This window comes from Rhodopseudomonas rhenobacensis (assembly GCF_014203125.1).
Lineage (GTDB): Bacteria > Pseudomonadota > Alphaproteobacteria > Rhizobiales > Xanthobacteraceae > Rhodopseudomonas_A > Rhodopseudomonas_A rhenobacensis.
Genome location: NZ_JACHIH010000038.1, coordinates 22975 through 47622 on the forward strand (window position 1 = coordinate 22975; position 24648 = coordinate 47622).

Consider the following 24648-nt stretch of genomic DNA (forward strand, 5'->3'; position numbering starts at 1 on the left):
CCTTGAGGGATTGCTGCAATGCACTTGCAAGTCTGCTCAAAATGGCTAAACTGTAGGCAGATGAAATTTTTGCTCAAGATTTGAGCGCAAGACGACGCAATGTTGCGATCGCCGAACCACGAGTAGGCTGTGACCTCCACTCCTTTAACATGTCATGAGGCGCTGCGAATTGGCGTTGTCGAGGTGGTAAACAGGGCATTCCTGGCCCCCATGTCCGGCATCACCGACGCGCCGTTCCGACGACTCACCGCGGCGCTCGGCGCCGGCATGGTGGTATCGGAAATGACCGCCAGCGACGATCTGGCGCGCGGCCGGCCGATGTCGGTGCGCCGCTGCGACACCGCCGGGATCGGGCCGCATGTGGTGCAGCTCGCCGGCTGCCAGGCGCGTTGGATGGCCGAGGGCGCGCGAATCGCCGAAGCCGGCGGCGCCGACCTGATCGACATCAACATGGGCTGTCCGGCCCGCCACGTCACCGGCGGCAGCGGGCAGTCCGGCTCGGCCTTGATGCGCGACCTCGACCACGCGCTGACGCTGATCGAGGCCACCGTCGGCGCGGTGCGGGTGCCGGTGACGCTGAAGATGCGGCTCGGCTGGGACCGCGATTGCCTCAACGCCCCGGAGCTGGCGCGGCGTGCCGAGGCCGCCGGCGTGCAGCTGATCACCGTGCACGGCCGCACCCGCAATCAGTTCTACAAGGGCACCGCGGATTGGGCGGCGGTCCGCGCGGTGCGCGAGGCGACCGCGCTGCCGCTGGTGGTGAACGGCGATATCACTTCGGTCGAAGCCGCGCGCGAGGCGCTGCGGCAGTCCGGCGCCGACGCGGTGATGATCGGCCGCGGCGCGCAGGGCCAGCCCTGGCTGCCGGGGCAGATCGGCCGGCAACTGCAGACCGGCATCGCCGAGGCGGCGCCGTCGCTGGCCGAGCAGCTCGGCTATCTGCAGACGCTGTATGACGAACTCTTGGAGCTTTACGGCGTGCACGTCGGCTTGCGCCATGCCCGCAAGCATCTCGGCTGGTCGCTCGAGGTTGCCGCCGCCGCAACCGACGCGGAGCCGGCGACGCTGAAATCCTGGCGCGAACGGATCCTGAGGTCGGAGGACCCGGCCGCAGTGCGCCGCGCGCTGGTTGACGCGTTTGATGATTTTGCCTGGAGGAAAGCCGCATGAGTAGCGCCGCTGAATCGCGCCGCACCGCGCATACCGATGGCGACGCCATCCTCAACGCGTTGCCGAACCCGGTGATGCTGGTGGCGCCCGACGGCAAGATCGTCGACGCCAACATGGCGGCGGAATCCTTCTTCGAGATTTCCACCCAGCTGCTGCGCCGGCAGTCGCTGACCGAGCTGGTGCCGTTCGGCAGTCCGCTGCTGGCGCTGATCGATCAGGTCCGCGACTCCGGCTCGCCGGTCAACGAATACAAGGTCGATCTCGGCACGCCGCGGATCGGCGCCGACCGCCAGGTCGATCTGCACGTAGCACCTTTCGCCGAGCGTCCCGGCTACATCGTGGTGATGCTGCAGGAGCGCACCATCGCCGACAAGATGGACCGCCAGCTCACCCACCGCAGCGCCGCGCGCTCGGTGATCGCGCTGGCGGCGATGCTGGCGCACGAGATCAAGAACCCGCTGTCCGGCATTCGCGGCGCGGCGCAACTGTTGGAGCAGGCGGCGTCGTCCGAAGACCGCATGCTGACCCGGCTAATCTGCGACGAGGCCGATCGCATCGTCACGCTGGTCGACCGCATGGAAGTGTTCGGCGACGAGCGCCCGGTGGCGCGCGGCCCGGTCAACATCCATTCGGTGTTGGATCATGTGAAGCGGCTGGCGCAGTCCGGCTTCGCCCGTAACATCAAGTTCACCTCGGACTACGACCCGTCGCTGCCGCCGGTGCTAGCCAATCAGGATCAGCTGATCCAGGTGTTTCTCAACCTGGTGAAGAACGCCGCCGAAGCCGTGGTCGATCTCGGTACCGACGGCGAGATCCAGCTCACCACCGCGTTTCGCCCCGGCGTCCGGCTGTCGGTGCCGGGCAAGAAATCGCGGGTGTCGCTGCCGCTGGAATTTTGCGTCAAGGACAACGGCCCCGGCGTGCCGGAGGATCTGTTGCCGAACCTGTTCGATCCGTTCGTCACCACCAAGCCGTCGGGCTCAGGCCTCGGGCTTGCGCTGGTGGCGAAGATTGTCGGCGACCACGGCGGCATCATCGAATGCGAGTCGCAGCCGCGCAAGACTACGTTCCGCGTGCTGCTGCCGATGTACAACACCGCGAAGAACTACAATCAAGGCCTTGGTGACGACGCGCCGGCGTCGTCCCGTGGCACCCAGGATGCAAGATGAGGACTGACAATGCCCGCAGGTAGTATTCTTGTTGCCGATGACGACACCGCCATTCGCACGGTGCTCAATCAGGCGCTGTCGCGTGCCGGATACGAGGTGCGGCTGACCGGCAACGCCGCGACGCTGTGGCGCTGGGTCAGCCAGGGCGAGGGCGATCTGGTGATCACCGACGTGGTGATGCCCGACGAAAACGCCTTCGACCTGTTGCCGCGGATCAAGAAGATGCGGCCCAATTTGCCGGTCATCGTGATGAGCGCGCAGAACACCTTTATGACCGCGATCCGCGCCTCCGAGCGTGGCGCCTACGAATATCTGCCGAAGCCGTTCGACCTGAAGGAGCTGATCGCCATCGTCGGCCGCGCTTTGGCCGAGCCGAAGGACCGCGCCGCCAGCCACGCCGATGAGTCCGAATTCGATTCGATCCCGCTGGTCGGCCGCTCGCCGGCGATGCAGGAAATCTACCGGGTGCTGGCGCGACTGATGCAGACCGACCTCACGGTGATGATCTCCGGCGAGAGCGGCACCGGCAAGGAACTGGTGGCGCGCGCGCTGCACGACTACGGCAAGCGCCGCAACGGCCCGTTCGTCGCGGTCAACATGGCGGCGATCCCGCGCGACCTGATCGAGTCCGAATTGTTCGGCCACGAGCGCGGCGCCTTCACCGGCGCCAACACCCGCGCGTCGGGCCGCTTCGAGCAGGCCGAGGGCGGCACGCTGTTCCTCGACGAGATCGGCGACATGCCGATGGAAGCGCAGACCAGGCTGCTGCGCGTGCTGCAGCAGGGCGAATACACCACGGTCGGCGGCCGCACCCCGATCAAGACCGACGTCCGCATCGTCGCGGCCTCCAACAAGGATCTGCGGATCCTGATCCAGCAGGGCCTGTTCCGTGAAGATCTGTTCTTCCGGCTCAACGTGGTGCCGCTGCGGCTGCCGCCGCTGCGCGAGCACATCGAGGATCTGCCGGATCTGGTCCGGCACTTCTTCGCGCTGGCCGAGAAGGACGGGCTGCCGGCCAAGAAGCTCGACGCCATGGCGCTGGAGCGGCTGAAGCAGCATCGCTGGCCCGGCAACGTCCGCGAGCTGGAAAATCTGGCGCGGCGGCTCGCGGCGCTGTACCCGCAGGAGGTCATCACCGGCCCGGTGATCGACGGCGAACTGGCGCCGCCCGCGGTGGTGTCCGGCGGCAGCATCTCCAACACCGTCGACAACCTCGGCGGCGCGGTCGAGACCTATCTGTCGTCGCACTTCTCCAGCTTCCCGAACGGCGTGCCGCCGCCCGGGCTGTATCACCGCATCCTGCGCGAGATCGAGGTGCCGCTGCTGACCGCGGCGTTGGCCGCCACCCGCGGCAACCAGATTCGGGCCGCCGACCTGCTGGGGCTGAACCGCAATACGCTGCGCAAAAAGATCCGCGACCTCGACATCCAGGTCTATCGCAGCGGCGGATGAACCTTCCGGGGCTGGATTGCGTCTAATCGGCGCGATCCACGACAGAATTGCCGGATCCGGCGCAGTTTCGCGGCCAAGGGTGCCGCGGAATTGTCGTAATTGAGCAACATTGTTGTAGGAATGCATCAGTCGGCTCGTGCTCGCACGGCAGCCCGGCAGCGTTCTCACGCTCACCCCAGTTCCGGTATGACCAGCGCAGACACGGCGGCCCCATCTTCCGACCCGCTCAAGGCAGAGCCGCGCAGGCGAACGCTGCGCAAGCTGCTGGCGCCCTTTGCGGTGGCGCTGGCGCTGTTGTCGGCGTTCCTGACCTTCGTGGTGCTGACCGGGCTGACCCCGATCGCGCCGACCCGCCAGGTCGTCATCACCTTCCTGATGATCAACGCCGCCACCGTGCTGCTGCTGGTGATGATCATCGCCCGCGAGCTGTGGCAGGTGGTGCAGGCGCGGCGACGCGGTCGTGCCGCGGCGCGGCTGCACGTCCAGATTGTCAGCCTGTTCTCGGTGATCGCGGTGCTGCCGGCGGTGCTGGTGTCGATCGTCGCCAATGTCACCATCGACCGCGGCCTCGACAAGCTGTTCTCCGGGCCGACCCGCGCGGTGATCCAGAATTCGCTGATCGTCGCCAACGCCTATCTGCACGAACATGCCCAATTGATCCGCGGCGACATCATCGGCATGGCCGCCGACATCACCCATGCGCGGCCATTGTTCGACCAGGACCGCCAGACCTTCCGGCAATTGCTGACCTCGAGTGCGGCGTCGCGCAATCTTCCCGGCGCGATGCTGATCGACAAGGACCGCAACATCCTGGAATCCGCGCAGACCGGGATCCGTCAGGACTTCGACACCCCGGCACCGGAATTCCTCAGCAACGTCGACGAGAACGAACCGCAGATCGCGGTGTTCATCGAGGCCAACTACGTCGCCGCGGTGATCCGGCTGCGCGCTTTCGACGACACCTTCCTCTATGTGGCGCGGCTGCTCGATCCGCGGGTGGTGGCGCAACTGCGTCAGACCCAGGCCAGCGTCGCCGAATACGCCGAGGTGGAAGCCCGCCGGCTCGGTGTGCAGGTCGCCTTCGCGCTGATGTTCACGGTGATCGCACTCACGGTGCTGATGTCCTCGGTGCTGATCGGGCTGAATTTCGCCAATTGGCTGGTGGCGCCGATCCGCAGACTGATGGGCGCCGCCAACATGGTGTCGACCGGCGATCTCGACGTCCAGGTGCCGGTGATCAAATCCGAAGGCGATCTGGCGCATCTCGGCGAGACCTTCAACAAGATGACGCAGGAGTTGCGCAGCCAGCGCGACGAATTGGTCAGCGCCAGCGAGGTGATCGACAGCCGCCGCCGCTTCATCGAGGCGGTGCTGTCGTCGGCCTCGGCCGGTATCATCGGCGTCGATGCCTCCGGCTCGATCGGCATTCTCAACCGCTCGGCGGAGAAGCTGATCGGCCACTCGGAGTCCGAAACGCTCGGTCATCCCCTGACCGAGATCATTCCCGAACTCGACGAGATGATGAAGACCTCGCGCGAGAGCGCGCAGCGGCTGCTGCAGGGCCAGGTCACCATCAATCGCGAGGGCCACGAGCGCAATCTTTCGGTGCGGATCAGCGCCGAGCAGTCCGGTCAGTCGCAGGACAGCTACATCATCACGCTCGACGACATCACCGAACTGGTGTCGGCGCAGCGTACCTCGGCCTGGGCCGACGTCGCCCGCCGCATCGCCCACGAGATCAAGAACCCGCTGACCCCGATCCAGCTGTCGGCCGAACGCATCAAGCGCAAATTCGGCAAGCTGATCGTCGAGGACAAGGGCATCTTCGAGCAGTGCACCGACACCATCATCCGCCAGGTCGACGACATCCGGCGCATGGTCGACGAATTCTCGCGCTTCGCCCGGATGCCGAAGCCGGTGATCGAAGGCGAGGACGTCGCCGACACCGTGCGGCAGGCGGTGTTCCTGATGCGGGTCGGACATCCCGACGTCGACATCGAAGCCGAAATCAGAGACGAGCCGCTGCGGGCGCGGTTCGACCGCCGGCTGATCTCGCAGGCCTTGACCAACATCATCAAGAACGCCACCGAGGCGATCGAAGCGGTGCCGGCCGAAGAGCTCGGCAAGGGCAAGATCGAAGTGGTCGCCGCGCGCGAGGGCGAGGACATCGTGATCGACGTGATCGACAACGGCATCGGGCTGCCCAAGACCGCGCGGTCGCGGCTGCTCGAGCCTTACGTCACCACGCGCGAAAAGGGCACCGGGCTCGGGCTCGCCATCGTCGGCCGGGTGCTGGCCGATCATGGCGGCGCGATCGAACTCAACGACGCTTCCAACATCCGCCCCGAGCAGCAGCGCGGCGCCTGGATGCGGCTGCGCTTCTCGATCTCGGGCCAGCCCCCGAAAGAGCAGCCCGCCCAGCCCGGCATTTCGGTGCCCGGCAGCGAACCGAAAATCCCAGTCCCAAGCGGCAACTAAGATGACAGGCGCGACCCATGGCCAATGACATTCTGATTGTCGACGACGAAGCCGACATCCGCGACCTCGTCGCTGGTATCCTCGAAGACGAGGGATTCACCACGCGGACCGCGCGCGACAGCGATTCCGCGCTGGCCGAGGTGTCGAACCGGCGGCCCAATTTGGTGTTCCTCGACATCTGGCTGCAGGGCTCAAAGCTCGACGGTCTGCAGCTCCTGGAGCAGATCAAGCGCGAGCACGCCGACGTGCCGGTGGTGATGATCTCCGGCCACGGCAACATCGAAACCGCGGTGGCGGCGATCAAGCGCGGCGCCTACGACTTCATCGAGAAGCCGTTCAAGTCCGACCGGCTGATCCTGGTGGCGACCCGCGCGCTGGAGACCTCGCGGCTGAAGCGCGAGGTCAAGGAACTGAAGCAGCAGGCGCCGATCGCCTCGACGCTGATGGGGCATTCCGCCTGCATGAATCAGCTGCGCCAGACCATCGAGCGCGCCGCCAAGGCCAACAGCCGGATCCTGATCGTCGGCCCAAGCGGCGCCGGCAAGGAGCTCGCGGCGCGCACGCTGCACAACGCCTCCGGCCGCGCCGAGGGGCCGTTCGTGGTGATCAACGCCGCGGCGATCACCCCCGAGCGAATGGAAGTCGAGCTGTTCGGCGTCGAGCAGAGCAACGGCGAGCAGCCGCGCAAGGCCGGCGCGCTGGAAGAGGCCCATGGCGGTACGCTGTTCATCGACGAGATCGGCGACATGCCGCGCGAGACCCAGAACAAGATTCTGCGCGTGCTGGTCGATCAGACCTTCCAGCGCGCCGGCGGCACCATCAAGGTCAATGTCGACGTCCGCATCATCTCCTCGACCGCGCGCAATCTCGAAGAGGAAATCGCCGAAGGCCGCTTCCGCGAGGACCTCTATCACCGGCTCTCGGTGGTGCCGATCCGGGTGCCGCCTTTGTCGGAGCGCCGCGAAGACATTCCCGAACTGATCGAATATTTCATGGACCAGATTTCGCTCGCCACCGGCCTGCCGAAGCGCCAGATCGGCGCCGACGCCATGGCGGTGCTGCAGTCCCATGTCTGGCCGGGCAATGTCCGCCAGCTGCGCAACAACGTCGAGCGGGTGATGATTCTCGCCGGCGGCGGCCCGGAGGTGATCATCACCGCCGACATGCTGCCGCAGGACGTTGGCTCGATGGTGCCGACCATGCCGACCGGCAACAATGGCGAGCACATCATGGGGTTGCCGTTGCGCGAGGCCCGCGAGGTGTTCGAGCGCGACTACCTGATCGCGCAGATCAGCCGGTTTTCCGGCAACATCTCGCGCACCGCCGAATTCGTCGGGATGGAGCGCTCGGCGCTGCATCGCAAGCTCAAGGCGCTCGGCGTAGGCTGAGCGTTAGCTTTGGTTGCACTTGGAATGGAACATGGCTCGCATCGCCTATGTCAACGGCCACTATCAGGATTTGCGTGACGCCAGCGTCAATATCGAGGATCGCGGCTATCAGTTCGCCGACGGCGTCTACGAGGTCTGCGAGATCCGCGACGGGAAGATCGTCGACTTTGCCCGGCACATGGCGCGGCTGCAGCGCTCGCTCGGCGAATTGCGGATCGCGATGCCGATGCCGCTGTCGGCGCTGCTGATCGTGCTGCGCGAAGTGGTGCGGCGCAACCGCGTCGGCTACGGCATCGTCTATCTGCAGGTCACCCGCGGCGTGGCGCGGCGCGACCACGGCTTTCCGCCGGCTGGCGTGAAGCCGAGCCTCGTCGTCACCGCACGGCCGCTGAGCTTTGCCAAGAACCAGGACACCGCGGCGCACGGCATCAAGGTCATCACCCATCCGGAAAACCGCTGGCCGCGGGTCGACATCAAGTCGGTGGCGCTGCTGCCGAACGTGCTGGCCAAACAGGCGGCGCGCGAGCAGGGCGCCTACGAGGCGTGGTACGTCGATGCCGACGGCTATGTCACCGAGGGGGCATCCAGCAACGCCTGGATCGTCACCACGGAGGGCCGGGTGGTGACCCGCTCGGCCGCAACCGGCATCTTGGCCGGGATCACCCGCGCGGTGCTGATCGAGGCGCTGGCGGCGTTGCAGCTGCGATTCGAGGAGCGGCCGTTCACCCCGCAGGAGGCGCATGACGCCGCCGAGGCCTTCGTCACCGCGTCCAGCCAGATCGTGATGCCGGTGGTGGCGATCGACGGACAACCTGTGGGCGACGGTAAGCCTGGTAAAACTACGAGGCGACTCCGAGAGGAATTCCACCGCTTTTCAAGTTTTTCGTGAACTTTTTGTCGCGGGTCGCACCACCGCAGCGCGAACTGGCTTGCCTTCAAACGACCCGTGCCGTCTAATCATCTTGACAACTGGCCGGAGGGGGATCTCAGGGCCAGGTGGCAACCGAGGCAATTCTCCCGGCAGGGAGCGGCGTCTGGTTTAAAAAAAGAAACAAAACGACACTCGGGACAAAAAAAATGGCGGCCGACCGCGCACAGAATCTACAGGACACATTTCTCAACCACGTACGGAAAACCAAGACGCCACTGACGATCTTTCTGGTCAATGGCGTAAAGCTGCAAGGCATTGTCACCTGGTTCGACAATTTCTGCCTGCTGCTGCGGCGGGACGGACATTCGCAGCTGGTCTACAAGCATGCGATCTCCACCATCATGCCGGGCGCACCGATCCAACTGTTCGAAGGTGGCGAGGACGCCCCAGCTTGAGATTGATCTGATTGGAACCCCGGAGCTTCGAAGGGGACGCTGACCGGCCGCGGCCGTCAGACCACCAGCCGACCGGACGAGCCATCGTCATCGGTCCGTATCTGCGTGCGCGTCGGGGTGACCCCGACCCGCAGGCGGAAATCCACGCCCAGCGCAGTTCACAGGCCCGGCTCGAGGAAGCCGCCGGCCTTGCGCTGGCGATCGACCTCACGGTGGCGGAAGCCATCCTGGCGCCGATCAGCCAGATCCGCCCGGCGACCTATCTCGGCAAAGGCAAGGTCGAGGAGATCTTAGGCTCCATCAAGGCCCACGAGGCCGACCTGGTGGTGATGGATTGCGCGCTGTCGCCGATCCAGCAGCGCAATCTGGAGAAGGCCTGGGGCGCCAAGGTGCTGGACCGCACCGGGCTGATCCTGGAGATCTTCGGCCGCCGCGCCAAGACCAAGGAAGGCGCGCTGCAGGTCGAGCTCGCGCATCTCAACTATCAACGCTCGCGGCTGGTGCGCTCCTGGACCCATCTGGAGCGGCAGCGCGGCGGCTTCGGCTTCATGGGCGGCCCCGGCGAAACCCAGATCGAGGCCGACCGCCGGCTGATCGGCGATCGCATCAGCAAGATCGAAAACGAGATCAAGAAGGTGCAGGGCACCCGCCGGCTGCATCGCGCCGGCCGGCAGCGCGTGCCGTACCGCGTGGTGGCGCTGGTCGGCTACACCAATGCCGGCAAGTCGACGCTGTTCAACCGCTTGACCCGCGCCGACGTGCAGGCCGCCGACATGCTGTTCGCCACGCTCGATCCGACGCTGCGCGCGCTGCATCTGCCGCACGGCGGCAAGGCGATGCTGTCCGACACCGTGGGCTTCATCTCCAACCTGCCGACGCAATTGGTGGCGGCGTTCCGCGCCACGCTGGAAGAAGTGCTGGAAGCCGATCTGATCCTGCACGTCCGCGACATCGCACATGAGGATGCTGACGCCCAGCAGGACGACGTCTCAGCCGTGCTGCGCCAGCTCGGCATCGATCCGGAAGCCGGCGGCGGCGGCCGCATCATCGAGGTCTGGAACAAGATCGACCAGTTCGCCTCCGACGAACTCGACAACCTGCGCAACATCGCCGCGCGCCGCGATCCGGAGCATCCCTGCCTGTTGGTCTCCGCGGTGACCGGCGAGGGCGTCGACGCGCTGTTGCTGGCGATCGAGGATCGGCTGGCCGCCGCTCGGATCACGCTCGATCTTTCCATCGACGCCTCCGACGGCGCCGGCGTCAGCTGGCTGCATCGCAACACCGAGGTGCTGGAGAAAGAGCTGCAGGACGGCCGCTTCGCCATGACGGTGCGGGTCGATCCGACCAAGCGCGACACCGTGATCAGCCGATTCGGTGCGGTGCTGCATCCGGAGTGAAGGGCTGACACCCCAACGTCGGCTTTGAGGTCTTGTGTCCCGGGCGCGGCGCAGCGCGAAGCGCTGCTCCGCAGAACCGGGACCATTCCAGAAACCGCGATTCGTGACGGCCCCGGATCTGCAGCGCACCAACAGGTACGCACACGCGCGTCGCCCCCCGCCGAAGCCGTCATTCCGGGGCGCGAGCAGCGAAGCTGCGCGCGAACCCGGAATCTTGCGACGGGTGCTGCGCCGTTTGCTGTGCTTGCGGCAAGATTCCGGGTTCGCTCGGCCTGCGGCCTCGCGCCCCGGAATGACCCTTTGGGCGGGGCGTGGCTGCGCCGTAAGTAATTGGAAAAACGAACGGAAAAACCCTCGGCCGGAACCGTTTAAGGGTGGTTCGGCAGCCGTCGATCGGCTATAAATTGCCGAACAGATTCTGACCGGAAATCACCTTTGGCCGACACCGACGACAACAAACCTGGGGAGCCGCCGGCGCCCTCGGATATCCGCCCCGTTTCAATTCTCGACGAGATGAAACGCAGCTACCTCGATTACGCGATGAGCGTGATCGTGGCCCGCGCGCTGCCGGACGCACGCGACGGCTTGAAGCCGGTGCACCGGCGGATTCTCTACGCGATGTACGAGAACGGCTTCGAGTGGAACAAGCCGTATCGCAAGTCGGCGCGCACCGTCGGCGACGTCATCGGTAAGTATCACCCGCATGGCGACCAGTCGGTCTATGACGCCATGGTCCGCATGGCGCAGGACTTCTCGATGCGCGTGCCGCTGATCGACGGCCAGGGCAATTTCGGCTCGGTCGACGGCGATGCCGCGGCCGCGATGCGGTACACCGAATCCCGCCTGACCAAGATCGCGCAGCTGTTGCTCGACGATCTCGACAAGGACACCGTCGACTATCAGGACAACTACGACGGCTCGTTCCGCGAGCCCCGCGTGCTGCCGGCGAAATTCCCCAATCTCTTGGTCAACGGCGCCGGCGGCATCGCCGTCGGCATGGCCACCAACATCCCGCCGCACAATCTCGGCGAGGTGATCGACGCCTGCGTGGCCCTGATCGACGATCCCGTGCTCAGCATCGATGATCTGACCAAGATCGTGCCGGGACCGGATTTCCCGACCGGCGGCATCATCCTCGGCCGCGCCGGGGTGAAACTCGCCTATCACACCGGCCGCGGCTCGATCGTGATGCGCGGCAAGGTCGCGATCGAGCCGACCCGCAAGGACCGCGAAGCGATCATCATCTCGGAAATTCCCTACCAGGTGAACAAGGCCACCATGGTGGAGCGGATCGCCGAACTGGTGCGCGAGAAGAAGATCGAGGGCATCTCCGATCTGCGCGACGAATCCGACCGCGACGGTTTTCGCGTCGTGATCGAACTGCGGCGCGATGCGGTGCCGGACGTGGTGCTGAATCAGCTGTATCGCTTCACCCCGCTGCAGACCAATTTCGGCGCCAACATGGTGGCGCTCGACGCCGGCCGTCCGCAGTTGATGAACCTGAAGGATCTGCTGCGGCTGTTCGTGGCGTTCCGCGAGCAGGTGGTCACCCGCCGCACCAAATTCCTGCTCAACAAGGCGCGCGACCGCGCCCATATCCTGGTCGGCCTCGCCATCGCGGTGGCCAACATCGACGAGATCATTCGGGTCATCCGCACCTCGCCCGATCCCGCCACCGCGCGCGACACCTTGATGGCGCGCGACTGGGAGGCCAAGGACGTCGCCGCGATGATCACGCTGATCGACGATCCGCGGCATCGGCTCAACGCCGACGGCACCGCGCGGCTGTCGTTCGAACAGGCCAAGGCGATCCTCGACCTGCGGCTGGCGCGCCTGACCGCGTTGGGCCGCGAGGAAATTTCCGAGGAACTTGATAAGCTGGCGATCGAGATCGCCGATTACTTGGAAATTCTGCGCTCGCGCGCGCGCGTCCAGACCATCATCAAAGAAGAACTCGCGGCGGTGAAGGCGGAGTTCGCCACCCCGCGCAAGACCACCATCATCGAGCAGGAAGGCGAGGTCGAAGACGAAGACCTGATCCAGCGCGAGGACATGGTGGTGACGGTGTCGCACGCCGGCTACGTCAAGCGGGTGCCGCTGTCGACCTATCGGGCGCAGCGCCGCGGCGGCAAGGGCCGCTCCGGCATGGCGACCCGCGAGGAAGACTTTGTCAGCCGGCTGTTCGTGGCGTCCACGCACACGCCGGTGCTGTTCTTCTCGTCGCGCGGCCAGGTCTACAAGGAAAAGGTCTGGCGGCTGCCGATCGCGCCGCCGAACGGCCGCGGCAAGGCCTTGATCAACATCCTGCCGCTGGAGCAGGGCGAGCGCATCACCACCATCATGCCGCTGCCGGAGGATGAATCCTCCTGGGCCGAGCTCGACGTGATGTTCGCCACCACCCGCGGCACCGTTCGCCGCAACAAGCTGTCCGACTTCGTCGACGTGCGCCGCTCCGGCATCATCGCGATGAAGCTCGACGAGGGCGAGGCGATCGTTGACGTGCAGATCTGCACCGACCGCGACGACGTGCTGCTGACCGCCGCCGGCGGCCAGTGCATCCGTTTCCCGGTGACTGACGTCCGCGTGTTCCAGAGCCGCGCCTCGATGGGCGTCCGGGGCATGGCGCTGGCCAATGGCGACCAGGTGATTTCGCTGACCATCCTGCGGCATTTCGAGGCCAACCCGGCCGAGCGCACCACCTATCTGAAGCAATCCGGCGCGTTCCGCCGCGCCGCCACCGGCGAAGAGGTCGAGGCGGTCGAGGCGGTGGAAGTTGCCGAGACCGAGGCGGAGGAGGTCGACGCGATCGCCGCGCTCTCTTCGGAGCGCTACGCCGAAATGTCGGCCAACGAGCAGTTTGTGCTGACGCTGAGCGAGAACGGCTTCGGCAAGCGCACCTCGTCGTTCGAGTACCGCACCACCGGCCGCGGCGGCAAAGGCATCGTCGCGATGGCGGTGAACCCGCGCAACGGCAAGCTGGTGGCTTCCTTCCCGGTGGAGGAGGAAGATCAGATCATGCTGGTGACCGACAAGGGGCAACTGATCCGCTGCCCGGTCGGCGGCATCCGCATCGTCGGCCGCTCCACCCAGGGCGTCACGGTGTTCAATACCGCCGAGGACGAGCACGTGGTCTCGGTCGAACGGATCGGCGAGGACACCGAGAACGGCAACGGCAACGGGCATGAGAACGGGGCTGAGGGCGAAGGCTGAGCCGCCCCGAATCGAAAAGGCCCCCGGCGGGCACTCCGGGGGCCTTCGAAGAGCGCTACTTGGAGGAAGCGCTTTGGTAAACTCGAATTCGGTCAGCGGCGCTCGGTGGTCACCAGGCGGGCTTCGTGGATGGTCAGCGTCTTGGCGCCGGCGGTGCGCAGGCAGGAGGCTTCGAAATTCGGCCAGGCCTGCTGCGAGCAATCCCGGCCCACCGGGCGGACGTCGAGCCGGTCGCTCTTGGCGAGCGCCTGCGGCACGCTGGCTTCGACCTGCGGCGCAAAGCCCGGCAGAATGGTCAGGGCGGCTGCAACGAAAGCGGCGACGGCGATTGCTGAAAGAGCCTTGATCATGACGATTCCCTGTCGAATGGACCTTTGCGGTCCGGTTAGTTTGTCGCGTCCCTATGCTGGTGGTTTACCCAGCTCCGGTTTCTGGACGTTGTCGTCCGCCCGGTATTAAGGCTTCATCGCAGCGCCGATTGTTTCATCGCATCGGCGTTACGAAACATTGCGAGAAAAGCTGCAATGTTTTCAGAGTTTTGCTTGTTGCACCCAGATGACGCGCGAGCCCCCATTTGGTTCAAGGGTCAATCGAAAATAAACCTTGACGCCCGCGCCAGGTGCCGTGGAACGGATCGGCTTGCGACGCTGCGGCGGGCAGGCTAGGAGGGGGGATGCCCCGTATTGCTCTGTATCCAGGCTCTTTCGACCCCGTCACCAACGGCCATCTCGACGTGGTCCGGCAGGCGGTGCGGCTGTGCGACCGGCTGATCGTGGCGATCGGGGTGCATCCGGGCAAGAAGCCGTTGTTTTCCACCCAGGAGCGGCTGGAGATGGTGGAGGCGGTGTTCGCGCCGCTGGCGGCCACCGTGCATTGCGCGTTCGACTGCACCACCTATGATAACCTCACCGTCACCGCGGCGCAGCGGGTGGGGGCGACCATCCTGATCCGCGGCCTGCGTGACGGCACCGACCTCGACTACGAGATGCAGATCGCCGGCATGAACGAGACCATGGCGCCCGAGCTGCATACCGTCTTCATCCCGGCAGGCGTCAGCGTCCGCCCGATCACCGCCACACTGGTGCGGCAGATCGCTCAGATGGGCGGCGATGTGTCGGCCTTCGTGCCGCCGCAGGTCGCCCACAGCCTGAAGACCAAGTTCGCCGGCTGACCGGCTTTTCTCACTGATCCGGAGTTATCATGATCCGAATTCTAGGCCTCATCGCCGCGTTATTGTGTGCGGCTCCCGCCATCGCCCAGCCGTTGCCGGCCAATCTCGACAAGGCCAATGCGATCGTGATCGACTCGACCAAGGGTCGCATCGTGATCAAGCTGCGCACGGACCTGGCGCCGCAGCACGCCGAGCGCATCAAGCAGCTGACCCGCGAAGGCTTCTACAACAACGTGCCGTTCCACCGGGTGATGGACGGCTTCATGGCGCAGACCGGCGACGGCCAGAACTTCAACGGCACCGGCGGCTCGAAATATCCCAACCTGAAGCAGGAATTCTCCCAGGTGCCGTTCAAGCGCGGCATCGTCGGCATGGCGCGGCGCGGCGACAGCGTCGACACCGCCAACTCGCAGTTCTTCATCATGTTCGCCGACGGCTCCGGCCTCAACGGCCAGTACACCGTGATCGGCGACGTGGTGTCCGGCATGGACGTGGTCGACAAGTTGAAGAAGGCGCCTCCCGGCTCCGCCGGCGGCGCGGTCACCGACCCTGACAAGATGGTCAAGGTCCAGGTCGCCTCCGACATCAAGTAATCACCGAACATCCATCGAACAGGAATTCCAACATGGCCGTTACCGAAAACACCCTGATCCTCGACACCACCCAGGGCCCCGTCACCATCGAGATGCGCCCGGATCTGGCGCCGAACCACGTCGCCCGCATCAAGGAGCTGGTCCGCGAAGGCTTCTACGACGGCATCGTGTTCCACCGCGTCATCGAAGGCTTCATGGCGCAGACCGGCTGTCCGCAGGGCACCGGCACCGGCGGCTCGGGCAAGAAGCTGAAGGCCGAATTCAACAAGGAGCCGCACGTCCGCGGCACCACCTCGATGGCGCGCGCGGCGAGCCCGGATTCCGGCGACAGCCAGTTCTTCATCTGCTTCGATGACGCTTCGTTCCTCAACAACCAGTACACGGTGTGGGGCAAGGTCGTGGAAGGCATGGAGAACGTCGACAAGATCAAGCGCGGCGAGCCGGTGCAGAACCCCGACAAGATCGTCAAGGCCCGCATGGCCGCCGACGACGCAGCCGAATAACGATCAGCGCCTCTTCACCTCTCCCCGCGTGCGGGGAGAGGTCGACCCGGCGGAGCGTGAGCGAAGCCGGGTCGGGTGAGGGGGCGTTGCGATAGGTCGCAGCTCATCAACCCCCTCACCCCACCCCTCTCCCCGCAAGCGGGGAGAGGGAGCATTCAGTGCCAGCCTCTCATGCGCACCGATCTGTTTGACTTCGACTTGCCGGCCACGGCAATCGCGCTGCGGCCGGCGCAGCCGCGGGATTCCGCGCGCCTCCTCGTGGTGCAGCCCGGAGCGGCGCTGCATGACGGCGTGGTGCGTGATCTGCCGGACTGGCTCGCGCCCGGCGACGCGCTGGTGGTCAACGACACCCGCGTGATCGCCGCGCAGCTGAGTGGCCGCCGCATCGGCCGCGAGACCGAAGCCAAGATCGAGGCCACGCTGATCAAGCGGCTCGACGGCTCGCGCTGGCAGGCGCTGGTCAAGGGCGCCAAGAAACTCAACGAAGGCGACACCGTGCGTTTCGGCCATGACGGCCGGGTCTGTCTGCTCGGCCAGTTGGATGCCACCGTCGAGCACAAGGGCGAAGCCGGCGAGATCACGCTGGCGTTTTCGTTTCACGGCCCCGCGCTCGACCAGGCGATCGCCGAACTCGGCGCGCCGCCGCTGCCGCCCTATATCGCCTCGAAGCGCGCGCCGGACGACCGTGACGCCGCCGATTATCAGACCATGTTCGCCGCCCATGAGGGCGCGGTGGCAGCGCCGACCGCCGGGCTGCATTTCACGCCGGAGCTGGAAGCCGGCTTGGCCGCACGCGGCGTCGCCATCCACCGCGTCACGTTGCATGTCGGCGCCGGCACGTTTTTGCCGGTGAAAGTCGACGATACCGAGGACCACAAGATGCACGCCGAATGGGGCTGCGTCTCCCGCGAAACCGCCGACGCGCTGAATGCCGTGCACGCCAATGGCGGCCGCATCGTCGCGGTCGGCAGCACCTCGCTGCGGCTCCTCGAGAGTGCCGCGGCCGACGACGGCAGCATCCGGCCGTTCGCCGACGACACCGCAATCTTCATCACCCCGGGCTATCGCTTCAAGGCGGTGGACCTGATGATGACCAATTTCCATCTGCCGCGCTCGACGCTGTTCATGCTGGTGTCGGCGTTCGCCGGCCGCGAGACCATGCAGCGGGCCTATGCGCATGCCATCGCCACCGGCTATCGGTTCTATTCCTATGGCGACGCCTGCCTGCTGTTTCCGGAACGAACGACCTCATGACGCTCGCTAATCACTTCGAACTGCTGGGACAAAGCGATGCCGCGCGGCTCGGCCGGCTGACCACGCCGCATGGCGTGGTACGCACGCCAGCCTTCATGCCGGTCGGCACGCTCGGGGCGATGAAGGGGCTGCACTGGCGCGAGGTGCGCGACGCCGGCGCCGACATCGTGCTCGGCAACACCTATCATTTGATGTTGCGGCCCGGCGCCGAAAGGATCGCAGCCCTCGGCGGCCTGCAAAAATTCACCACCTGGAACGGGCCGATGCTGACCGACTCTGGCGGCTTCCAGGTGATGTCGCTGGCGCAGCTGCGCAAGGTCAGCGAGAAGGCGGTGAATTTTCGCTCGCATATCGACGGCGCGGCAATTGAGCTATCGCCGGAGCGCGCCATCGAGGTGCAGCTATTGCTCGGCTCCAACATCGCCATGCAGCTCGACGAATGCGTGCGGCTGCCGGCGGAACGCGACGATATCGACCGCGCGATGCGGCTGTCGCTGCGCTGGGCCGAGCGCTGCAAGCGCGCCTTCGAGACTGCGCCGGACGGCCACATGCTGTTCGGCATCGTGCAGGGCGGCGACGTGCCGGAGCTACGCCAGCAAAGCGCGCGCGGGCTGATCGAGATCGGGTTCCACGGCTACGCGATCGGCGGGCTCGCGGTCGGCGAGCCGCAGGAGGTGATGCTGGCGATGATCGACGAGACCGCGCCGGTGCTGCCGCAGGACCGGCCGCGCTACCTGATGGGCGTCGGCACGCCGGAGGACATTCTGGAGGCGGTGGCGCGCGGCATCGACATGTTCGATTGCGTGATGCCGACAAGGAACGGACGGCACGGTGTGGCGTTTACGCGGTTTGGTTCGGTGAACCTGCGCAACGCCCGCCACGCCGACGATCCGCGTCCGCTCGACGCGGAAAGCAGCTGGCCGTCGACGCGCAACTGCTCGCGGGCCTATCTGCATCATCTGGTGAAGTCGGGCGAGACGCTCGGCGCGATGCTGCTGTCCGAGATCAACATCGCTTACTATCAGAGCCTGATGAGCGGCATCCGCGCGGCGATCAGCAACGGCACGTTCGAGTCGTTTCGCCAGCAGACACGCGCCCATTGGGCGCAGGGCGACATCGCGGCGCTGTAGGCCTCGGCTGTCATCCCGGGGCATGAGCGGCGTGAGCCGCGAGTGAACCCGGGATCCAGTACTCACCGCCCTGCAATACTGGATTCCGGGTTCGCTCGTTCTACGAACTCGCGCCCCGGAATGACGGGCTACAGTTTCGATTACGTCAGTACGTCCATCGATCAGGCTGGATGTGCATTCCGGCGGTTGCAATGATCCGAAAACAAAAGTGGCGCTCAACGCGCCACGATCAGATCATCAACTAACGAGTTTTAAACCAATTCGACGCGGGACTTGCCCCGCTTCAATTGCACGAGAAACGCTTCACGGCATGCTTCGTCACAAAACCGTAGCCGCAGGTGTCGCAGCTCCACAGATAGCTGATCACGTTGTCGGCGACGAAGGCGGAGGCCTCGGCCGCGACCATGGAATCGGCGCAAACCGGGCAGGTAGGCAGATCACTTCCACGCGGAGCGGGACGAGGCGTATTGGTCGACATGACTTCAGCAACTGCTGGCATCGGGGACCTCCTCAACGGATCAGTTGCACAAATCATACACCGGAAACTCTGACGATGTCGCAACACAAATGCGTTTCTTGTGTGATTTCTTTTCCGCCGCGGAATTGATGGTTGCATTGCAGCGATAATCAGCACGCTTTGGCGCTTGCATGCATCCGACATCCTGGCGATAATTTGTGCTACTTGCTTGTTTTCAGGCCCTCTTGCCGCGTTGGAGATGTTCCATGATGACGACGTCAAATCCGAATGCAGTGCACACACGGGCGCCCGGCCGAGGCCGAATTTTCGACAGCGTCGTCGACTCGATCGGCGATACGCCGATTGTGCGGTTGCGAAGACTGCCCGAGCAGCACGGCGTCAAGGCGACGATTCTCGCCAAGCTGGAATACTTCAACCCGGCGACCAGCGTGAAGGATCGCATCGGGGCTGCGATGATCATCGCGATGGAGCAGGCCGGCGTGGTCAATGCCGACAGCGTGCTGATCGAGCCGACCTCGGGCAACACCGGCATCGCTCTCGCCTATGTGGCCGCCTCGCGCGGCTATCGGCTGAAGCTGGTGATGCCGGATTCGATGTCGATCGAGCGCCGCAAGATGCTGGCGTTTCTCGGCGCCGAATTGGTGCTGACGCCGGCCGCGCAGGGCATGAAGGGCGCGATCGCCACCGCCGAGGAACTGGTGCGCAGCACGCCGAACGCGGTGATGCCGCAGCAGTTCAAGAACCTCGCCAATCCGGAGGTGCATCGCCGCACCACCGCGGAAGAGATCTGGAACGACACCGCCGGTAAGCTCGATTACTTCGTCGCCGGCGTCGGCACCGGCGGCACCATCACCGGCGTCGGCCAGGTGCTGAAGCCGCGGATCCCGTCGCTCAAGGTGGTCGCGGTGGAGCCGGCGGAGAGCCCGGTGTTGTCCGGCGGCACCCATACGCCGCACAAGATCCAGGGCATCGGCGCGGGCTTCGTGCCGGAGATTCTCGATCGCTCGGTGATCGACGAGATCATCCAGATTTCCAGCGCCACCGCGCTCGAGACCTCGCGGGCGCTGGCGCGCAACGAAGGCATTCCCGGCGGCATCTCGTCGGGCGCGGCGATCGCCGCGGCGCTGGAGATCGGCAAGCGGCCGGAGAGCGAGGGCAAAGTGATCCTGGCGATCGTGCCGTCGTTCGCCGAGCGCTATCTGTCGACCGCGCTGTTCGAGGGCATCTGAGTTTTTCGATCGCATTCACCACGCCACACAAGAGAGTCATTCGATGGCACAACCTCCACGACGCCCGCGCACCCTGGCCGATGCGCGGACCGAAGCCGAAGCCGCCTTCAAGAAGACCACCACCAAGGTCGCCGAATTGCCGCCGAAGCCGGTCGCCATTCCCGGCGTCAAGGAGATGGTCTCGCTGCGGATCGATCAGGACGTGCTGGAATATTTCCAGGACGGCGGTCCGGGCTGGCAGGACCGCATCAACGATGCGCTGCGCAAGGCGGCGGGGAAGTAGTCCGGGCGGTTCGAAGGAGGGGCCGCGGGCGCAGCGTCTCCACGCGCGCGGACGTCCGCTTGTGTTGATCGGCGCCGCGGAGTATCTCCGCCGCCGATGCAGGTGCGGCACGCGGGTGCCTTCCACCCGCCACCGTGCGCTCAAAGGACAAAGCAGATGACCCAGCGTTCCACCTCGGCCGACTTCGTCACCGGCTTTGCGACCGGCTGGCCGGAGCACCAGCCCGACCTGATGATCCTGTCGCTGACCACCGCCAAGGGCGTGCAGGACTTCGCCGTCAACAAGGAGCAGGCGCTGTTGATCGCCAACACCATCAAGAAGACCGCCGACGCGCTGGCGGAGCCCAAGACAGTCTGAGCGCTCTGCCCGCGGCGGCTTTTCTGCCCGCGGCGGCTTTGCCGGCGCCCTGAACGAAATATTAGCCGGCGCGGTCTCAAATCAGCGTTTTGCTGATGGGGGCGAGATGTCGGGCGAACGATCGGGCGAAGCGCTGCGCCTTAACGCCCGCCTTGCCGCCCGCCTGGCCCCGCGCCGGGTTGGCGCCCGCGCCGTGGTCGCGATGGCCACGCTGCTCCTGCTGCTGTCGCTGATCGCGCTCGGGCTCACCCGCGATGCCGCACCGCCGCAGCCGCCTCCGACCGACGGCATCGGCGATCTCGCGCTGTACAGCCGCGTGGTCGATCGCCTCCGCCACGGCGAAGGCTATTACGCCGCGATCACCGGCGAGCTGCGCGCCAACAGCTATCCGCTGCGCCCGTTCGTGGCGGTGCGGCCGCCCGCGCTCAGCGTGGCAATGGCTGCGACCAGCGACGGCGTGATCCGGCTGGCGCTGGCGGCGCTTGCCGCCGTCACCTTCGCCGCCTGGGCGTGGCGCTGGCGCGGCCTGCGCGGCGAGCCGTTGCGCTATACGGCCCTCCTGCTGCTGCTCGGCAGCGGCCTGGCGCCGGCGCTGGCGCCCAATGCCTATCCGCTGCACGAGGTGTGGGCCGGACTGTTGATCGCGCTGTCGCTGGCGCTGCGCCGCCGCAACAGTTGGTGGCTGAGCCTGGCGATCGCCACGCTGGCGGCGCTGCTGCGCGAGCTGGCGGCGCCGTATCTGGTGGTGATGGCGGTGCTGGCGCTGAAGGACGGCTGCCGCAAGGAGGCCGCCGGTTGGTTCGGCGGCTTGGCGCTGTTTGCGCTGGCGCTCGGCTGGCACGCGCTCGAGGTCAGCTCCGTGGTGAGCGCTGCCGATCCCGGTTCGCCGCCCTGGCTGCGGTTCGGCGGCTGGAGCTTCGTGCTGCAGACCGCGAGCTGGAATCTGATGTTGGCCGCGGCGCCGGCCTGGCTCGGCGCAGTATTGCTGCCGCTGGCGCTGCTCGGGCTATCGACGCTGCGCAGCGCGCTTGGGTTGCGGCTGGCGCTGACCGTGGCCGGCCACACCATCGGCTTCCTGATCGTCGGCCGGCCGAACAATTTCTACTGGGGGCTGATGATCGCGCCGCTGTGGCCGCTCGGATTGCTGCAAGCCTGGCCGGCGTTGCGGCGGCTCGGGCATGAGCTGCGCGTGCTGCCGGCGCGGCGCGCGGCGACGCCAATGGCGGCGGTTGGGCGCGCCGATCTCATCGGCAAGTAGCAGCGTGGATTGAGTGCGCAGCCGCGATCAGACGTCGCGCTTGGCGGTGCCGGTGACCAGGCTGGTCTGGCTGGTGACCGGGTCGGTCACCGCGGTCTTGACCGTGGCCTTGTTGTTGCCGGTCAGCGTGAACTTGCTGTCGCCGACCCGGAACGAATTGTCCTTGATCAGCACCGACTGAAACTTGAGGCTGCCTTCGCTTTCATATTTGACCTGGGCGCGAAAGCCGCTGACGTCGGACACCGTGACCTTGAATTTCTTGGTGTTGGCATAGGTGCCTTGCCAGGTGCCTTCATAGCTCTTGGCGTCGACGTTCTTGTAGGGCGTCTTGGTGCCCGTGTTCAGTGCCGCCGCCGTATAATGCGACGACAGAATGCTCATCATGTCGGCCATGCCGATGCTCCGCGCCAACGTCGTCAAGCGCCAAGCGCTGCGACGCGGTCATTAGACCCGGCTGCGGTTAACGGAACGTAAATTGAAATATTTGCGAGGCGCGGCGCGGCGCGGTTGCATCGACAACGCGGCGCGCCATGGCGCCACGTCTCGTGATGTAGGCCGATCGGCGCGATCAGCCCTTGGGGCCGGGCTCGCCCTGCGGTCCGGTGTCACCCTTGGGTCCGGGTTCGCCCTTCGCACCAGTGTCGCCCTTCGGACCCGCATCGCCGCGCGGGCCGGAATCGCCCTTGGCTCCGGGTTCACCCTTGGCTCCGGGTTCGCCCTTCGGACCGGCTTCGCCGCGCGGGCCGGGTTCGCCCTTGGCGCCTGGCTCGCCCTTCGGGCCGCGCGGCGCGCAATTGGCCACCAAGAGATCCTTCAGCACCTCGTCGCCGACCTTGAGGTCGAGCTTGCAGGTCTCCGGCTGATAGGACAGCGACAACCGAAACCGCCGTGACGACGAGCTCTGCGTCTTGTCGCCGCTGTTGAGCAGCTCGACCGGCTGTTTCGGCTTGTCGGTGCGGCCGGTGATCACGAGCTTGCCGCTCTGGATCGCGACGTCGTCGAGATCGAGCGCGGAGGCGGTTGTCGCCGCCATCAGCAACGCGGCAGAGCCAAGTAGCACAGAGTGTTTCAGCATCTGGTTTCCCTTTGTTTCCTCGAGGCAGGATGGCGCGCCGACGAACGACCAATCCGGCGCGCGGCGTCCCGTTCCGCGCGTCCGGCGCGGGTCCGCCGGCATCGTAATCAGAAAAGATAACAGTTTCGCCCGCGCGCGGCATCCGGGATGGGGCAGAAGAATCGTCTCCAGCGAAGCCGATCGACGCATGCAGTGATGGCCGCGGCCTTGCTCACCGCGTCGGCGCGCACAGCGGTCGAAACCGTGGTCGCCCGACCACGATCTTGTGACGGTGCCGGTGTTCGGCTCAGTTGACAAAATGTGGCCACTCCGATTTGTCCTGTTCCGCCCTTCCGGCCGCTCCATGGCGCCGGCTGTCGCCGAGCGGAAGCATGTAATGATAGGTGAACTCGCCCATACGTTGCGCATGAAGTTGCTCCGGCGGTTTGCCCTTGATCCCGAAATCAAAGCTCTTCGGGAGCGCGTCGAAAGGTTGGAAAACGGACTGAATGACCGGCTCGGCGCCGCCCTCGATGAACGCTTTGAAAAGGCGTCGCGTGAGGAAGCTCGGCTGGATGGCCTGCAGGCGCGCTTGTTCGCGCTGCAACAGCTCGTCACAGCGTCACCGAGCGCGCGGCCGCCGGGGGCACGCGAGGCCGTGGCGAAGCTTGGTACCCCTGCGGTGTCGGTCATTCTGCCGACTTACAACCGGGAGCGCTTTGTCGGGGAGGCGATCGCGAGCGTCCAGGCGCAGAGCTTTCCGGCGTGGGAGCTTGTCGTCGTCGACGACGGCAGCAGCGACGCGACCGAACAGGTCGTCGCTGCGTTTCTGAGCGACCGCCGCATCAGCTACGTTCGTCAGCACAACGCCGGCAGTTCGGCCGCTCGCAACCGTGGTCTCGAAGCGACCTCGGCCCCGCTGGTCGCGTATCTCGACTCTGATAACACCTGGTATCCTGATTTTCTGGCGCTCGCCGTCGATCATATGTCGGTGCATCCGGAGATCGATTTCGTCTATGGCGCGCTCGTCACCTTCCTGCACAATCTGAACTCGGCCTGCATCTTGTGGGAGCCGTTCGACCGCGAGCGGCTGGTGGCCGGCAATTTCATCGACACCAATGTCGTGGTGCACCGGCGTGAACTCGTGGCGCGCTACGGTCTCTGGGACCCGCGGCTCAGCCGCCTGAACGACTGGGACCTCGCGCTGCGCTACACCGCCGACAAGCGGGCCCATCCGCTCAAGGCGCTGGCGGCGTACTACCGACAGGTGGACAGCAAGCGGGTCAGCGAGACGATCGACGCCGATCCGGAGATCGAGACCATCCGCGCCAAGCTGCGCTCGAGCCAGCGTCTGTAGCGCCAGCGGCTTGGCCGCGCGGCGGATGCAGCGGGCTGACACGGAACGCGCATGGCGGCGGCCGTGCCGCGGTCGCCGTCGAGCCCGGCGATCGGAGCGGGTTGGCAGGGCAGGCGACCTGACCGCCGCACGTCCGATTTGCCATCGCACCCGGCGAATCCACAAACACAATTCTGCCGACAGTGCGCGGGCACGACAAAGCAAGCCGTCGAAAACGGCTCGCCTTGAACCTTGAAGATATTATTTAGTCATCCGTGAAGAACACATAAGTCGTTGAGCGAGAATCGGTTTTGTGTGGCTGCAAGTATAGATTTTTGCCGGTTTGGGCGGGTCTGACGCCGGTTTTCTGGCAAATTGATTTGGCGTTCTGATCGTGATTCCATCGCCCAGC

General features: G+C 65.7%; 23 protein-coding genes. 19 read left to right on the forward strand and 4 right to left on the reverse strand.

Annotated features, from left to right (window positions below; genetic code table 11):
• The first annotated feature begins 162 nt into the window (after positions 1–162).
• The 9 genes from dusB (at position 163) to gyrA (ending at position 13590) form a co-directional block, all read left to right on the forward strand.
• Entirely contained in the window at positions 163–1170 is a 1008-nt protein-coding gene (gene dusB / locus HNR60_RS21215) for a tRNA dihydrouridine synthase DusB (protein ID WP_184261876.1), read from the forward strand.
• Positions 1167–2339, forward strand: coding sequence for a two-component system sensor histidine kinase NtrB (locus HNR60_RS21220; protein WP_184261836.1), 1173 nt, complete (start codon positions 1167–1169; stop codon positions 2337–2339). Before dusB ends, HNR60_RS21220 begins: the two co-directional genes overlap by 4 nt.
• A gap of 9 nt (positions 2340–2348) precedes the next feature.
• Entirely contained in the window at positions 2349–3791 is a 1443-nt protein-coding gene (gene ntrC / locus HNR60_RS21225; protein ID WP_184261838.1) for a nitrogen regulation protein NR(I), read from the forward strand.
• Positions 3792–3977: 186 nt separating this feature from the next.
• Positions 3978–6269 carry a sensor histidine kinase NtrY-like gene (locus HNR60_RS21230; RefSeq protein ID WP_184261840.1) on the forward strand — a complete coding sequence of 764 codons (2292 nt, stop codon included), beginning with the start codon at positions 3978–3980 and terminating at the stop codon, positions 6267–6269.
• A gap of 17 nt (positions 6270–6286) precedes the next feature.
• On the forward strand, positions 6287–7657 hold the full coding sequence (gene ntrX, locus HNR60_RS21235) for a nitrogen assimilation response regulator NtrX (RefSeq protein ID WP_184261842.1): 1371 nt from the start codon (positions 6287–6289) through the stop codon (positions 7655–7657).
• Positions 7658–7688: 31 nt separating this feature from the next.
• Positions 7689–8546 carry a D-amino-acid transaminase gene (locus HNR60_RS21240; protein ID WP_184261844.1) on the forward strand — a complete coding sequence of 286 codons (858 nt, stop codon included), beginning with the start codon at positions 7689–7691 and terminating at the stop codon, positions 8544–8546.
• Positions 8547–8734: 188 nt separating this feature from the next.
• The gene (hfq, locus tag HNR60_RS21245; protein WP_006020546.1) at positions 8735–8983 is read left to right on the forward strand and encodes an RNA chaperone Hfq; all 249 of its coding nucleotides are present in this window, start codon (positions 8735–8737) and stop codon (positions 8981–8983) included.
• An 11-nt stretch (positions 8984–8994) separates the two neighbouring features.
• Positions 8995–10380 carry a GTPase HflX gene (gene hflX, locus HNR60_RS21250; protein WP_184261846.1) on the forward strand — a complete coding sequence of 462 codons (1386 nt, stop codon included), beginning with the start codon at positions 8995–8997 and terminating at the stop codon, positions 10378–10380.
• Between the two features lie 435 nt (positions 10381–10815).
• Complete coding sequence (gene gyrA, locus HNR60_RS21255; RefSeq protein ID WP_184261848.1) at positions 10816–13590, forward strand: DNA gyrase subunit A; 2775 nt, start codon at positions 10816–10818, stop codon at positions 13588–13590.
• 92 nt (positions 13591–13682) lie between these two features.
• Here gyrA and HNR60_RS21260 read toward each other — a convergent pair whose 3' ends face one another.
• Complete coding sequence (locus HNR60_RS21260) at positions 13683–13940, reverse strand: hypothetical protein (RefSeq protein ID WP_184261850.1); 258 nt, start codon at positions 13938–13940, stop codon at positions 13683–13685.
• 323 nt (positions 13941–14263) lie between these two features.
• Here HNR60_RS21260 and coaD point away from each other — a divergent pair, with 323 nt between their 5' ends.
• From coaD to tgt, 5 genes are all read left to right on the forward strand, one after another.
• A complete protein-coding gene (gene coaD, locus HNR60_RS21265) occupies positions 14264–14761 on the forward strand; it encodes a pantetheine-phosphate adenylyltransferase (protein WP_184261852.1) in 498 nt (165 codons plus the stop codon).
• 29 nt (positions 14762–14790) lie between these two features.
• On the forward strand, positions 14791–15354 hold the full coding sequence (locus HNR60_RS21270) for a peptidylprolyl isomerase (RefSeq protein ID WP_184261854.1): 564 nt from the start codon (positions 14791–14793) through the stop codon (positions 15352–15354).
• 32 nt (positions 15355–15386) lie between these two features.
• Positions 15387–15857 carry a peptidylprolyl isomerase gene (locus HNR60_RS21275; protein WP_184261856.1) on the forward strand — a complete coding sequence of 157 codons (471 nt, stop codon included), beginning with the start codon at positions 15387–15389 and terminating at the stop codon, positions 15855–15857.
• 171 nt (positions 15858–16028) lie between these two features.
• Positions 16029–17111: a tRNA preQ1(34) S-adenosylmethionine ribosyltransferase-isomerase QueA gene (queA, locus tag HNR60_RS21280; protein ID WP_184261858.1), complete on the forward strand. Its 1083-nt coding sequence runs from the start codon at positions 16029–16031 to the stop codon at positions 17109–17111.
• On the forward strand, positions 17108–18241 hold the full coding sequence (gene tgt, locus HNR60_RS21285) for a tRNA guanosine(34) transglycosylase Tgt (RefSeq protein WP_184261860.1): 1134 nt from the start codon (positions 17108–17110) through the stop codon (positions 18239–18241). Before queA ends, tgt begins: the two co-directional genes overlap by 4 nt.
• Positions 18242–18524: 283 nt before the next feature.
• Here the strand turns inward: tgt and HNR60_RS21290 are convergent, their stop codons facing one another.
• Positions 18525–18740, reverse strand: coding sequence for a hypothetical protein (locus HNR60_RS21290; RefSeq protein WP_184261862.1), 216 nt, complete (start codon positions 18738–18740; stop codon positions 18525–18527).
• A gap of 227 nt (positions 18741–18967) precedes the next feature.
• Here HNR60_RS21290 and cysK point away from each other — a divergent pair, with 227 nt between their 5' ends.
• The 4 genes from cysK to HNR60_RS21310 all read left to right on the forward strand — a co-directional run bounded on the left by cysK (position 18968) and on the right by HNR60_RS21310 (position 21846).
• A complete protein-coding gene (gene cysK, locus HNR60_RS21295; RefSeq protein WP_184261878.1) occupies positions 18968–19948 on the forward strand; it encodes a cysteine synthase A in 981 nt (326 codons plus the stop codon).
• Positions 19949–19991: 43 nt separating this feature from the next.
• Positions 19992–20231, forward strand: a complete 240-nt coding sequence (locus HNR60_RS21300) for a BrnA antitoxin family protein (protein WP_184261864.1) — start codon at positions 19992–19994, stop codon at positions 20229–20231.
• Between the two features lie 156 nt (positions 20232–20387).
• Positions 20388–20588, forward strand: a complete 201-nt coding sequence (locus HNR60_RS21305; protein WP_184261866.1) for a hypothetical protein — start codon at positions 20388–20390, stop codon at positions 20586–20588.
• A gap of 202 nt (positions 20589–20790) precedes the next feature.
• The gene (locus HNR60_RS21310; RefSeq protein ID WP_184261868.1) at positions 20791–21846 is read left to right on the forward strand and encodes a hypothetical protein; all 1056 of its coding nucleotides are present in this window, start codon (positions 20791–20793) and stop codon (positions 21844–21846) included.
• A 27-nt stretch (positions 21847–21873) separates the two neighbouring features.
• Here HNR60_RS21310 and HNR60_RS21315 read toward each other — a convergent pair whose 3' ends face one another.
• Positions 21874–22239, reverse strand: a complete 366-nt coding sequence (locus tag HNR60_RS21315; protein WP_184261870.1) for a hypothetical protein — start codon at positions 22237–22239, stop codon at positions 21874–21876.
• Positions 22240–22414: 175 nt separating this feature from the next.
• Complete coding sequence (locus tag HNR60_RS21320; RefSeq protein WP_184261872.1) at positions 22415–22921, reverse strand: collagen-like protein; 507 nt, start codon at positions 22919–22921, stop codon at positions 22415–22417.
• A gap of 376 nt (positions 22922–23297) precedes the next feature.
• On the opposite strand from HNR60_RS21320, the gene HNR60_RS21325 reads away from it, so the two are divergent.
• Positions 23298–24257, forward strand: a complete 960-nt coding sequence (locus tag HNR60_RS21325; protein WP_184261874.1) for a glycosyltransferase family 2 protein — start codon at positions 23298–23300, stop codon at positions 24255–24257.
• The last annotated feature ends 391 nt before the right edge of the window (positions 24258–24648 follow it).

What these genes read in the sequence shown, in the direction of transcription:
- HNR60_RS21300 (WP_184261864.1), top strand. Translation starts at nt 19,992, where the DNA reads ATGGCACAACCTCCACGACGCCCGCGCACCCTGGCCGATGCGCGGACC.
- HNR60_RS21305 (WP_184261866.1), top strand. Translation starts at nt 20,388, where the DNA reads ATGACCCAGCGTTCCACCTCGGCCGACTTCGTCACCGGCTTTGCGACC.
- hfq (WP_006020546.1), top strand. Translation starts at nt 8,735, where the DNA reads ATGGCGGCCGACCGCGCACAGAATCTACAGGACACATTTCTCAACCAC.
- HNR60_RS21325 (WP_184261874.1), top strand. Translation starts at nt 23,298, where the DNA reads ATGATAGGTGAACTCGCCCATACGTTGCGCATGAAGTTGCTCCGGCGG.
- HNR60_RS21315 (WP_184261870.1), bottom strand. Translation starts at nt 22,239, where the DNA reads ATGGCCGACATGATGAGCATTCTGTCGTCGCATTATACGGCGGCGGCA.
- HNR60_RS21290 (WP_184261862.1), bottom strand. Translation starts at nt 18,740, where the DNA reads ATGCCAGCAGTTGCTGAAGTCATGTCGACCAATACGCCTCGTCCCGCT.
- cysK (WP_184261878.1), top strand. Translation starts at nt 18,968, where the DNA reads ATGACGACGTCAAATCCGAATGCAGTGCACACACGGGCGCCCGGCCGA.
- ntrX (WP_184261842.1), top strand. Translation starts at nt 6,287, where the DNA reads ATGGCCAATGACATTCTGATTGTCGACGACGAAGCCGACATCCGCGAC.
- ntrC (WP_184261838.1), top strand. Translation starts at nt 2,349, where the DNA reads ATGCCCGCAGGTAGTATTCTTGTTGCCGATGACGACACCGCCATTCGC.
- HNR60_RS21220 (WP_184261836.1), top strand. Translation starts at nt 1,167, where the DNA reads ATGAGTAGCGCCGCTGAATCGCGCCGCACCGCGCATACCGATGGCGAC.
- HNR60_RS21230 (WP_184261840.1), top strand. Translation starts at nt 3,978, where the DNA reads ATGACCAGCGCAGACACGGCGGCCCCATCTTCCGACCCGCTCAAGGCA.
- HNR60_RS21270 (WP_184261854.1), top strand. Translation starts at nt 14,791, where the DNA reads ATGATCCGAATTCTAGGCCTCATCGCCGCGTTATTGTGTGCGGCTCCC.
- tgt (WP_184261860.1), top strand. Translation starts at nt 17,108, where the DNA reads ATGACGCTCGCTAATCACTTCGAACTGCTGGGACAAAGCGATGCCGCG.
- queA (WP_184261858.1), top strand. Translation starts at nt 16,029, where the DNA reads ATGCGCACCGATCTGTTTGACTTCGACTTGCCGGCCACGGCAATCGCG.
- coaD (WP_184261852.1), top strand. Translation starts at nt 14,264, where the DNA reads ATGCCCCGTATTGCTCTGTATCCAGGCTCTTTCGACCCCGTCACCAAC.
- HNR60_RS21320 (WP_184261872.1), bottom strand. Translation starts at nt 22,921, where the DNA reads ATGCTGAAACACTCTGTGCTACTTGGCTCTGCCGCGTTGCTGATGGCG.
- HNR60_RS21240 (WP_184261844.1), top strand. Translation starts at nt 7,689, where the DNA reads ATGGCTCGCATCGCCTATGTCAACGGCCACTATCAGGATTTGCGTGAC.
- HNR60_RS21260 (WP_184261850.1), bottom strand. Translation starts at nt 13,940, where the DNA reads ATGATCAAGGCTCTTTCAGCAATCGCCGTCGCCGCTTTCGTTGCAGCC.
- HNR60_RS21310 (WP_184261868.1), top strand. Translation starts at nt 20,791, where the DNA reads ATGGCCACGCTGCTCCTGCTGCTGTCGCTGATCGCGCTCGGGCTCACC.
- HNR60_RS21275 (WP_184261856.1), top strand. Translation starts at nt 15,387, where the DNA reads ATGGCCGTTACCGAAAACACCCTGATCCTCGACACCACCCAGGGCCCC.